General features: G+C 47.3%; 10 protein-coding genes. 9 read left to right on the top strand and 1 reads right to left on the bottom strand.

Going from position 1 to position 12,127, the window contains the following annotated elements; translation table 11 throughout:
- The first annotated feature begins 15 nt into the window (after positions 1-15).
- The 6 genes from dapF (at position 16) to KDM90_RS15460 (ending at position 6,361) form a co-directional block, all read left to right on the top strand.
- Positions 16-873, top strand: coding sequence for a diaminopimelate epimerase (dapF, locus tag KDM90_RS15485; protein WP_212676546.1), 858 nt, complete (start codon positions 16-18; stop codon positions 871-873).
- Between the two features lie 55 nt (positions 874-928).
- The gene (locus tag KDM90_RS15480; RefSeq protein ID WP_212676545.1) at positions 929-1,588 is read left to right on the top strand and encodes a DUF484 family protein; all 660 of its coding nucleotides are present in this window, start codon (positions 929-931) and stop codon (positions 1,586-1,588) included.
- A 31-nt stretch (positions 1,589-1,619) separates the two neighbouring features.
- Positions 1,620-2,546 carry a tyrosine recombinase XerC gene (gene xerC, locus KDM90_RS15475; protein WP_212676544.1) on the top strand — a complete coding sequence of 309 codons (927 nt, stop codon included), beginning with the start codon at positions 1,620-1,622 and terminating at the stop codon, positions 2,544-2,546.
- Positions 2,547-2,657: 111 nt separating this feature from the next.
- Positions 2,658-4,502 carry a CIA30 family protein gene (locus KDM90_RS15470; protein WP_212676543.1) on the top strand — a complete coding sequence of 615 codons (1,845 nt, stop codon included), beginning with the start codon at positions 2,658-2,660 and terminating at the stop codon, positions 4,500-4,502.
- Positions 4,503-4,578: 76 nt separating this feature from the next.
- Positions 4,579-5,697, top strand: coding sequence for a sensor histidine kinase (locus KDM90_RS15465; protein WP_212676542.1), 1,119 nt, complete (start codon positions 4,579-4,581; stop codon positions 5,695-5,697).
- 58 nt (positions 5,698-5,755) lie between these two features.
- Entirely contained in the window at positions 5,756-6,361 is a 606-nt protein-coding gene (locus KDM90_RS15460; protein ID WP_212676541.1) for a response regulator transcription factor, read from the top strand.
- Positions 6,362-6,506: 145 nt separating this feature from the next.
- Here KDM90_RS15460 and KDM90_RS15455 read toward each other — a convergent pair whose 3' ends face one another.
- On the bottom strand, positions 6,507-8,060 hold the full coding sequence (locus KDM90_RS15455; RefSeq protein ID WP_212676540.1) for an amino acid permease: 1,554 nt from the start codon (positions 8,058-8,060) through the stop codon (positions 6,507-6,509).
- Between the two features lie 706 nt (positions 8,061-8,766).
- Here KDM90_RS15455 and KDM90_RS15450 point away from each other — a divergent pair.
- The 3 genes from KDM90_RS15450 to KDM90_RS15440 all read left to right on the top strand — a co-directional run.
- Positions 8,767-9,762 carry a TraB/GumN family protein gene (locus tag KDM90_RS15450; RefSeq protein ID WP_212676539.1) on the top strand — a complete coding sequence of 332 codons (996 nt, stop codon included), beginning with the start codon at positions 8,767-8,769 and terminating at the stop codon, positions 9,760-9,762.
- Entirely contained in the window at positions 9,762-10,154 is a 393-nt protein-coding gene (locus KDM90_RS15445; RefSeq protein WP_212676538.1) for a hypothetical protein, read from the top strand. Before KDM90_RS15450 ends, KDM90_RS15445 begins: the two co-directional genes overlap by 1 nt.
- Positions 10,155-10,725: 571 nt before the next feature.
- On the top strand, positions 10,726-12,127 hold a 1,402-nt coding region (locus tag KDM90_RS15440; protein ID WP_268977754.1), incomplete at its 3' end, for a calcium-binding protein.

The following is a 12,127-nucleotide window of genomic DNA, read 5'->3' as shown; positions in this document are numbered from 1 at the left end:
CGCTATAATCGCTGTATGAAACTTCAATTTACTAAAATGCACGGCGCTGGCAATGACTTCATTGTGATTGACGCCATCAACCAAGCTATCCATTTTTCGCAAGAACAATGGCGTTTTTTAGCGGATCGCCGCTTTGGCATCGGTGCGGATCAAATTCTGGTTGTTGAAAAAGCACCAAGCCCCGACCTGGATTTTCGGTATCGCATCTACAACGCGGATGGGGGCGAAGTAGAACAATGCGGCAATGGTTCACGTGCATTTGTGCGCTTTGTAGTGGACAAGGGCTTAACAAAAAAATCGAGTATCCGGGTCATCACCAAAGGTGGTGTGATCGAGCCTAGCATCGCCGAGGATGGTCGCATCACTGTGAATATGGGCGTGCCCAGCTTTGCTCCGGTGGATTCAAATTTTCTCGCCAACAACTTAAGTACGAGTCTGCGAGGACAGGACACACTCTATGCCTTGCCTTTAGCGAACCGCGTCGCGCAAATTTCTTGCGTGTCGATGGGCAACCCTCATGCGGTACAAACCGTCGACGATGTCGCGACGCATCCGATAGCCATTGAAGGACCCATCATCGAACAACATCCCTTGTTTCAACAAAGAGTGAACGCTGGATTTATGCAAGTGATCAATCATCACCATATTGATTTACGCGTATTTGAACGTGGAGCTGGCGAAACATTGGCGTGCGGTACTGGCGCGTGTGCAGCTGCCGTTGCAGGAATACGTCGCGGTGAGTTATTGAGTCCGGTTGAGGTCAAAATGCGCGGCGGAAATTTACAAATCACCTGGGCTGGCGAGGGACAACCTGTCTTCTTAAGTGGACCAGCCGTCGCGGTTTTTGATGGTGAAATTGATATTCCCGACTAAGTATCTAGAACTTGATCAAGCCTCCCAAGACGACAATTTAATAAGTAAAACCAACATGAACAGCCACGATATTGCCGACTATTTAAGCCAACACCCGCATTTTTTTGAAGAACATGCGGAGCTACTAGCGCAAGTAAAGCTGACCAGCCCAATTATGGGTCGCACCATTTCGCTGCAAGAAAGGCAAATGGAAGTCGTCCGCGAAAAACTCAAAGTTATGGAATTGCGTTTGTCGGATCTCATGCGCGTCGCGCAAGAGAACGATGTCATCACCGACCGCTTTCAGCAATGGACGAGGGAATTATTACTGGCACGAAATGACGTCGACTTACCCTATATATTGACACGTAGCTTACAAGACATTTTCGCCCTGCCTTTTGCCACACTGCGTTTATGGAATGTTGCAGCGGATTTCACCCATACTTGGTTTGCCGCCCCCACCACCGAAGACGTGCAGTTATTCGCGAAGGGCTTACGTACCCCTTTTTGCGGGGCGAACAATGATTTTGAAGCTGCTCAATGGATAGAGTCAGAACAAGCTGTTGCCTCAGTCGCCATGCTACCTCTGCGTTTGAGTTTAGATGAACCCTGTTTTGGACTTCTGGTACTGGGCTCACCCGATCCAGCACGTTTTACCAAAGAAATGGCAACGGATTTTTTAAGCAAAATCGCTGACACATCCAGTGCGGCGTTACTCTGCATGATCGACGCCTAAGGTAAGTGAACACGAAGCGGGGTAAATCAAGATGCCATCCACCGCAGAACATAATTGGATACAAGACTATCTCAATGTCTTGCAACATCAACGCCAGCTCTCAGCACATTCGATCGATGCCTATCGCCGCGATCTCGCCGAACTAGCACAGTTTGCACAGTCTAGAGAGCTCGCCAGTCTTAGTTATTTTGATTTACGCCGCCTCACATCACAGGTCCATGCTAGCGGTTTGAGTCCCCGCAGTATCGCCCGCAAACTATCAAGCTGGCGTGGATTCTATCGTTGGCTAGCAGACCAAATTTCCCTACCTGCAAACCCAGTCGATGGGATCAAAGCGCCGAAGAAAGTTCAATCCCTTCCCAAAGCGTTGGGGGCGGATGATGCAGTACAGCTTGTCTCGGCACGCGGTAGTGACACAGCATCTGCGCTCGCAAATCGCGCCATGTTCGAACTCTTATACTCTAGTGGCTTACGAGTTTCTGAATTGGTCAGTCTCGACTTACAGGACGCGAGCAATGCCACTTATCGCAGCGCTGGTTGGGTCGATTTCGCACAAGCAGAGGTGCGGGTAACAGGAAAAGGCAACAAACAAAGAATCGTCCCCGTCGGCCAAGCTGCAATAGATGCACTGAAAGACTGGTTAGCGATTCGACCCACTTTGATTCAACAAGAAATACATGCTTTGTTTCTGAATGAGCGTGGTAGGAGAATGTCGGTACGTTCAGTCCAACTTCGGCTCAAAGCCCATGCACAAATCGTCGGCATCCCAAGTGATGTGCATCCCCATGTATTAAGACACTCGTTTGCTTCTCATGTATTGCAATCATCAGGCGATCTAAGGGCTGTGCAAGAAATGCTAGGGCATCGTTCCATCGCCGCGACACAGGTCTATACCGCACTCGACTTCCAGCATTTGGCAGCGGTATATGACGCAAGCCATCCGCGCGCCAAGAAATAGTTGTGCCTCTTGTCATGACAAAAGTCATGCTAAATCAATGGCATTTTGATCTAACAGTATCATTCCAATTCAAGGATACTCTCTCCATCAAACTCAATGAAGGAGAACTCCATGCGATTTAAATCAGCCATCCAACGCTCACTTGGCACCCTGCAAAGCGCTTTGCTTGTGACTAGCGCAGTCCTATCTGGCAGCTGCGATGCGACAACACTCATTCAGAACGTACGTCTATTTGATGGTGAGAAAATGCAAACGCCACGGCAGGTTTTGATTGATCAAGGAAAGATAATAGATACCCACTTCAAGGGCAAGATAACGTCAGCAATGCAGTTGGTTGATGGTCGCGGGCGCACCCTACTACCAGGTCTGATCGATACGCACGTGCATGCCTTTCAGGATCAAGATTTGCCTTTGCTGTTTGGTGTGACGACGCAAATCGACATGTTTAGCAGCGTACAAGCAATGCGAGATATGCATAAAACGCGAGAACAAGCTACTGGTCGGACCACAGCCGATATATTTTCCGCTGGCATCCTCGCAACCGCACCGAAAGGGCATGGTACAGAATATGGGATAGAAATTGACACGATCACGCGACCAGAGCAGGCAGCAGCATGGGTCGATCGTCGTCTCGCCGAAGGCTCCCATTTCATCAAGATCGTGATGGAACACGGTGCCATCGGTATGCCATTTAACAGTCTCGACTTAAGGACGGTCGAAGCCTTAATTGAAGCTAGCCATGCGCGCGGAAAATTGGCAGTCGTGCACATTAGCACTTACGACGACGCGAAGGCAGCACTCGCAGCCGGCGCCGATGGATTAGTCCATCTATTTAACGGTGCGAATCTCAAGGCGACACAAGTCGAAGAACTCGTCCGCCTGGCCAAAAAACGTTCAGCATTTATTATTCCAAGCTTTTCTGTCTTAGAAAGCATGGCTGGTATAAGAGCCGAGGACATCTTGAATGATCAATCGATACTAAGTTTGCTCAGCAAGAATCAACGGATGCCGCTCAAGGTCAGCTACGGATCGACACCGCATCCCGATAGTCTTAATGCACCACGCCAAGTCACAGCCGCTCTGTACAAAGCTAAAGTCCCAGTGTTGGCAGGGACCGATGCGGGGAATCGTGGAACCCAGTATGGTGTCAGTCTGCATCATGAGATGGCTGCCTTGGTTGATGCTGGCTTACCACCCATCGCGGCACTAAGAGCAGCAACTTCGGCAGCGGCCAAGGCCTTTCAATTAAACGATCGTGGTCATATAAAAAATGGCTATAAAGCCGATTTACTACTGGTTGACGGCGATCCCAGCGAAGACATTCGCTCAACTCGTCGCATTATCAACGTGTGGAAAAATGGCGAAAGTGTCGCATCGCTCCGCCATCAAAAACGTGTACTAGTCAGCGACGAACAAAATAAAATGACTTCAGCCATAGATTTGCCAAAGCACGGTCGAATTAGTCTGTTTAGTCAAGAAGAGGGTGCCAAGGCATTCGCAAGTCCATTTGGCATTGGATGGATGCCTTCGAATGATGCAACAATGGGAGGGCATTCTACTGTCGCATTGCGCTTCGGGGAATCAGAACCAGATGGCCAAGCATCAATGCAAATCAATGCAAGCATTCAACCAGGCTTTGCCTTTCCTTGGGCTGGCGTTGTGTTTTTTCCCGCTCAACAGGCAATGCAACCAGCAGATCTGAGCAATGCCAATACCCTGAAATTTAAAGTAAAAGGAGACGGCAAGATCTATAATGTTGGCTTCACAATGCAAGGAAGTTTCATTCCGTTGAATATCAACTTCAAGGCATCCCCGAATTGGCAAGAGATCAGCATTCCGTTCAGTCGGTTCAAAGGACTCGATCCTAGCATCATTACCATGCTCAGTTTTAATGCAGGACCAACCACGGGTGAGTATCAATTTCTCCTAGCTGATGTACGGTTAACCAAAGAATGAAACATGTATTTGTCGAAAGCAGCGGTTGTCGTCAATCGCTGCATATCGAGCGATCAATGACTTAATAGGAAATACCATGTCCGTGCTATCGCAACTACGACAATTTTGGGTCGCACCATGGATACCTGCGCGCTATGGTAAAGCACCATTATTCTGGTTACTTTCTTTCGTTATGTTTGGTTGGAAGTTTCTGTACGCGACACCGAGTTCGTTGGAAGTCGGCATGGTCATTCTGAGTATTATTCTCTTTTTGCCCGTCTATTTGTATAGCTTTTGGGTTAGTGACTGGCGAGCTGCTGTCTGCATTATTTTTCTTACGTGTCTCGGCCTAGCTTGGGCTCGGTTTAATTTTGGCGGATCTAGCTTCATCATTTTTGCGGCGGCCCTGTGTTCACGCTTTCCTGTGCCACGTAACGCTTATCTCGCCCTATTTCTGGTGCTCTTTGTAACGGCCTTAGCCAGCTATATATTCAAATTTCCGAGTTTTTTTTGGATTCCAGCTCTCGTTTTCAGCCTTCCAAGTGCAATTGGCGCCATCGTTGGTGAAAACTTAAATCGCGCGAATCAGAAACTATTTCGCAACCAGGAAGAAATTGAACATCTCGCTGCACTCGCCGAACGAGAACGCATAGCACGCGATCTGCACGATTTACTCGGTCACACTTTGTCAGTCATCACGCTGAAGGCCGAGTTAGCAAAGAAGTTATTTGATAGAGATAGTGCTGCGTGTAAGCAAGAGATTCTCGATATTGAACAAACGGCTCGTCAGGCACTGGCCGAAGTGCGAGCAGCCGTGCTGGGCTATCGTGCCACCGGGCTCATCCACGAACTCGCCAATGCGTCCAATACACTGGCGTCAGCACAGGTTCAATTGACATCGCGCGTCGAGTCGGATCAACTGCCTGCAGCCGTTGAAAACGTCATCAGCCTTGCTCTGCGAGAAGCCGTCACGAATATCATACGCCATGCGCAAGCGAAAACATGTCAGCTCTCTATCTCACAAGATAAGCTGTTCGTCTATTTTCAAATTCAGAACGATGGTTTGCCAAATAACGCTAAGCATCTCACCCTGGATCAGGGGCACGGACTCAAAGGTATGCGCGAACGTGTCAGGTCGGTCGGTGGAGAAATGCAAATCTCAACACATAATGGAATGCAAATTGATATTCGGATTCCCTTACATAGCTCAAATTAACTGACTAGTACGCGTAGCGACTACATTGGTAGCTGCCTCATTTTGACAGGAAAAATTAATGATCAAAATCATACTCGCTGAAGATCAAGCGCTAGTTTCTGGGGCGCTTGCCGCACTCCTCAAGCTAGAAGGAGACATTGACGTACTCGCCTTGGCAAAAAATGGCAAAGAGGCATTGGAGCTTTGCGTCGCCTTAAAGCCCGATATCGTTGTCACCGATATCGAGATGCCACTCATGACAGGCTTAGAATTAGCAGCGGAAATTGCCGATAAGAAGCTATTCAGCAAAGTGATCGTCCTCACTACATTTGCTCGCTCGGGCTACCTGCGTCGTGCAATGGCCAGCGGCGTGCGTGGTTATATGCTAAAGGATGCGCCTGCGGAAGATTTGGCGAAAGCAATTCGGACGGTTCATAACGGTGGACGAGCGATCGCGCCTGAATTAGCAATAGAAAGTTGGAGCGGCCAACAAGATCCGCTGAGTGAACGTGAACGTCAAGTATTACGCTTAGCAGGCACTGGTTCGAGTAGCACTGAGATCGCCAAGATGATGCATCTTTCGGAGGGCACCGTGCGAAATTATTTGTCTGAAGCGATCAGTAAGCTACATGCAAAGAATCGGGTTGAAGCCTATCGCCTTGCTCGTGATGAAGGTTGGCTTTAAGAGGTAGCCAACTTGGATTCGGCAAAAAAAAAACGGCGCCATTTGCGCCGTTTTTTTAAACGATGAAATCACTACATGCTCATCGTTCAAGTTGCTTGAAACAGACGCCATTCAGAATGAAGCTTGAATGACGTTTTTTGCTAGCTTATTTTTTCGCAGCCTCTTGCGCTGCGATAGCTTTACCAACGTGAGAATGCTTGCGGCTATACAAGAAGTAAATCACCAAGCCAACGCTACCCCAAATTGGCAACACCAATTGTGCGACTGTCGGCAAACTGAAGAACAGGAACAAGCAGCCACCAGCAGCGACAGGGGCAACTACCCAGACCATAGGTGTCTTGAATGGACGTGTACGGTTTGGATCTGTTTTACGCAAGATCAAGACCGCAATCGCCACCATAAAGAATGCAAACAAGGTACCAGAATTGGATATGTCCGCTAATTGACCTACCGGGAAGAACGCAGCAGCCACGGCAACAAAAATGCCTGTCACGATTGTCATCAACCAAGGTGTTTTCCATTTTGGATGAATATCGGCCAATTTTTCTGGCAACAAACCGTCACGTGCCATAACGAAGAAAATCCGCGTTTGGCCGAAAATCATCATCAAAATAACGCTAGGCAATGCAATACTTGCTGCTAAACCGACCAATTTAGATACTTGATCATAGTGCAATTTACTCAACACTTCTGCTAGTGCTTCATGCGAGCAAACGATAGGCGTGCTACCCGCAGAGGCGAGTTCTTTACAACGCGTCACAAATTCAGCGGAATCTGGCGACAACACCGCACCAGTAATCGACGTGATAGGTTGAGCACCAACGGAACCGACCACACCAGCAGCGACCAACATGTAGAAAACCGTACAAATACCCAAAGAACCGATCAAACCGATTGGCACATTACGCTGTGGGTCTTTGGTTTCTTCCGCCGCGGTAGAAACCGCATCGAAACCAACATAAGCAAAAAAGATCGACGCCGCCGCACCAACCACGCCGACACCGCTTCCCTGTGTACCTAACCAACCATTTGGCAACATCGGTACGAAATTCTCACCGTTAATCAACGGCAATGTGATAACGATAAAGGCTGATAAGGCTGTTACTTTCACCGCAACCAAAATGGAGTTGACTTTCGCGCTTTCGCTTGTGCCCTTCACCAATAAAGCGGTAATAACGAGCGCAACAACGATCGCAGGAACATTGACGATTCCATGCGAGAAATCAATCACTGGCATGTATCCATTCATGGACCAAGAGGGTCCACGGCTCAGCAATTCGGGCAAAATAAATCCGGTCGCTTTTTGAATCAAGCCCATTACATAGCCTGACCAACCGACACAAACGGCCGCAGCCGCGACTGCATATTCGAGCACCAATGCCCAACCCACTGTCCATGCCAGCAATTCACCCATTACCGCATAGGTATAAGTGTATGCAGAACCTGAAACCGGAGCCATCGCAACCAATTCGGAGTAACACAAAGCGGCAACCGCGCAAACAAAACCAGCGATGATGAATGAGTACATCATTCCTGGACCTGCTTTTTGTGCCGCAGCAGCAGTCAAAACAAAAATACCCGTGCCAATGATGGCACCGATTCCCAACATTGTCAGTTGGAATGCACCCAGTGAGCGATGTAAAGATTTCTTCTCTGCTGTTGCCAGAATGTCGTCTAGCGACTTAACACGCCAATCCATTATTCTTCTCCTTTGCACATAGACGTCGCGGCATTCTCTTGTCTAACGCTTTGCGTTAGCTCTTTCGCCAGCTTCAATTTCAACCACTCCTCGCGTTCAAATGACATAATATTTCCTTAAGGCAAATATAATTTAATTTCTTATCTCTATTTCAAGACACCTTGCAAGATTGCTCAGTGACAACCGAAACAGATCTGTTTTTGTAAACCTGCGTAACATAGCGATTTATGTCTAAACAGTAAAGAGAAAAAACGCGAAAACCTGCCCAATGCGCACGTTTCAGACAATATTTCTGCACTGCATAGCAACAAACCACCAGAATGTGGTACGCCTTCGCACAAATTGGCGAGACGTAGTAGTGATGCGCGTCTTCGATTGTACGGGGCGAATTTAGTTCCCCGAAAAAATTGTTTTTTCTACATGGAAATATTTATCGCTGTTCACCATCACAACTGATGTCGTTTTCTGATTGAATAGCTTGCACCGGCAAACCGCAGAAGGCGTAATCAAACAGCCTTTGAAACGATCAAATATTCCGTTAGTCGCCAGGTTAGTTTGCCTTAAAGCAAACTGGTGTATATTGCGGGCAACTTGACCTACAGATGATTGAAACAGCGAACTGGCACCTAACGGTCAACTGAAACTTCGCGCTCATGGTTTTTTATCTAGGACAAATCTCAGTTTTATTTTACTTTTTGGAACGCCTATGCACACCAAACGAACGCTCCATGCCCCCCGTCTGTTCCACTTCGGGCTGACCGGAATAATCAGCCTGACTTGCCTGACATTGAGCCTTTTTGCCATCGCCAATAGCAAATTGCCATCACCGCAATCAAAAGTCAGTGCGAATCTCCAAGCCACGCCGGGCAAAATGAAAGGTGTGTTCTACGAGATCAGCCTAGCGAAACAAGCCGACGCAAAAGCTAACCAGACTGTACGTGCCTATTTGTACGGAACCATACATTTTGCGAAACCTAGTTTTTACCCACTACCCAAAATCGTCAGCCGCGCATTTGCTCAAGCGGATACAGTCGTCGTTGAAGCAGATAATACCGATGAATCTGCCAGCCCATCCATCGTCGCCAAACTCAGTTACGCTGAACCCGATAAATTAGAAAATCATCTAAGTCCAACCACTTGGAATCGACTAAAAAGTATGACCGGCGCAGCAAGCCAACAATTTCAACAATATCAGCCGGTCCTCGTTGCGATGGGCCTCAGTATCAGTGTTGGCCAACAAATGGGCTACGATCCTGCTGCGGGTTTAGATCGCTACTTCATTTTGGAAGCAAAAAAGGCAAAAAAGGAGTTGTTTGAAACCGAAGGACTCAATTATCAAACCGACGTTTTATCCAGCCTCAGCGATGATGAAGGCAATGCTTTACTGGCCGCTACCTTAGAGGCTTTTCAAAAGGGTGAAGTCAAACGAGAATTTCAAAGTCTGGCACAGGCTTGGTTGGAAGGCGACAGTCAAAAACTGTCGCGCGTATTTCTTGAAAGTAGTCGCAGAGACATAGGCTCACAAAAAATTACCCAGAGACTCATAGACGACCGCAATCCTGCGATTGCAAAAAAAATCCATGACTTGATGCTATCTAACAAAAAATTATTCATCGTGATGGGAAGCGGACATTTCGCCGGTGAGCAAAATCTGATCGATCAACTGAAACAACTAGGTCTCCAAGTTCGAGCATTACCCTAATGATAAATCTGAATGAACCACAAATTGAACACCCGTGGATTCCTCTTGCAACGCTAGTGGAAATCGAAGGGTGGATGGAACTCAACAATCAAGAGCTACAAAAAGCCCTAGAAAACCAGCATACTGAAGGACAGGGAATATGTCTAAGCTTAGTGCACGGTGGTGAAATTTACTTTCATACAAATAGTGATGGCGATCTCCTACTCGATGTCACGCCAGAGGCAAGTTGGGTGCAGCCGGCAATCATTGCAAGTACCAAAGCAACGCCGCCCAAGGGACAAATTTGGATATTGCCCCAACACGCCTTGTTGCCACTCCTATTTGGACTCAATCCTTTGATAGGAAGTAGCCGATTGGTTCTAAAACACGCATTCCGAATTCAGAAATTTTAAGAAAAAACTCAATAATCATGCTGATCTCGCAAAGAATTACCTGTGTGAGATCTGTCATGGCGTTTTCACTTGATTGGCATGATATCGGTTACTTGATAACATGCGGCCCCCCCTTGTTACTTCTCTTAATTCAGAACGCGAAAATCATCGAATAAAAAACCAGCCTGACGAATTCCATTCTGGAAAACATTTCATTCCTATGCGAAAGTCCAATTGGAACTCCAATTGGACACCGCGTCGATCTATCAACAGCTTTGCCGATAAAAATCGTCCTACGAGAATCTAATTAACGGGACTTTGGATCTCGTTTCAAAAAGATGTGCTCCATTTTTCTAATCTCGAAACCGACCCCAAAAGGTTAAACGCCTCAACGAGGTGCAAACACTCCAATTCCATTACCCCCTCCCCTCCTTGCTCGATATCTTGCTTTGGCACTTTCCCTTAGTTTTTAGTTAGGGCATTGAGCCTTACCACTCCTCCTTTCGAAGGAGCACTTCCCCCCACCTAGGGGATTCTGCCTTTTTCAAGATAAATATATCCTCAAAAATTTTAAGCTAAGAAGGAAATATAAATGAACAATATCTGGGGAACAAACGGATCCGATACACTTTATGGTACTGGTGGCGATGACAAGATTAGAGGTCTGGCTGGTAACGATACGATATACGGTGTTTCGGGATGGGACATTATTTTAGGCGGTTTTGGGGATGACGTGATTTATGGCGGAGATGGTCATAATGAATTGTACGGGCAAGAAGGAAATGACATGCTTCTTGGCGGTAGAGGTGTTGATACTATACACGGCGGGGCGGGAGTTGATCAGATTTATGGAGGCGCAGATAATGATTTAATTTATGGGGGTGACGATGACGACGAGATTAGTGGTGGTACAGGTAAAGATGTAATTTATGGTGACGATGGAGATGATTACTTATTGGGCAACGGGGGAGATGACGATTCTAGTAGCGAGTCCGACTTCCTCGATGGAGGCAATGGCGATGATACCATCGCTGGATCAGAAAGCGCCGATATCCTAGTAGGTGGAATGGGGCACGATCTCCTTGGCGGATTTGACGGAAACGATGTCATTTATGGCGATTTTCAAGATCTTAACTCACCTTTTGGAAATTCAGACGAATTATTGGGAGGACTCGGGAATGACACTCTTTACGGCGGAGTTGATGTAGATAGATTATGGGGAAATGAAGGAGACGATTTATTGTCAGGTGGTAACGGTGACGACTCTCTCTATGGCGGGACCGGCAAAGATGTTCTATTCGGCGACGATGGTAGTGACGCCCTGTTTGGTAATGACGGTAACGACACATTATTTGGTGGCAATTATTCTGATGAGCTAGTCGGTGGCAATGGCAATGACATCCTATTTGGAGGAGAAGGCACTGATCAGATGTATGGCGAAGCTGGCGACGATACTTTAAATGGCGGAACTAGCGACGATTACATGGAAGGTGGAATAGATAATGACTACCTCTATGGTGACCTAGGCAATGACGCTCTATATGGTGGAGATGGTAACGATTACCTAGACGGCGGACAAGGTGACGATAATATTGCAGGTGACAACGGTAATGACACTCTACTAGGTAACGATGGTAACGACAAAATTTATGGGGACGATGGTGTCAACTTGCTCAATGGTGGAAATGGCAACGACGTATTGTATGGCGGCGAACACGGCACCGACACCCTTTATGGAGAGGCTGGGGATGATCAACTGTATGGCTTTGATGGAAATGATGAGTTGGACGGTGGAACAGGCAATGATCTTCTCGATGGTGGTGCTGGTAACGATGTGATTCGCGGTGGTGATGGCATTGATACTTTGCAATTCACAAATCTCACTGGCTTGGCGGGGGTTACGGTTGACCTTCAACTGGGGTATTCGTACAACGCAACTTTAGGCAGCGACACGGTCAGCTCGATCGAAATCGTTCAAGGGTCTTACAGAAATG

Source organism: Affinundibacterium fentianense, assembly GCF_018139545.1.
Lineage (GTDB): Bacteria > Pseudomonadota > Gammaproteobacteria > Burkholderiales > Burkholderiaceae_D > Undibacterium > Undibacterium fentianense.
The sequence above is the reverse complement of the archived record's forward strand: the minus strand, read 5'-3'. Positions and strand labels throughout refer to the sequence as shown.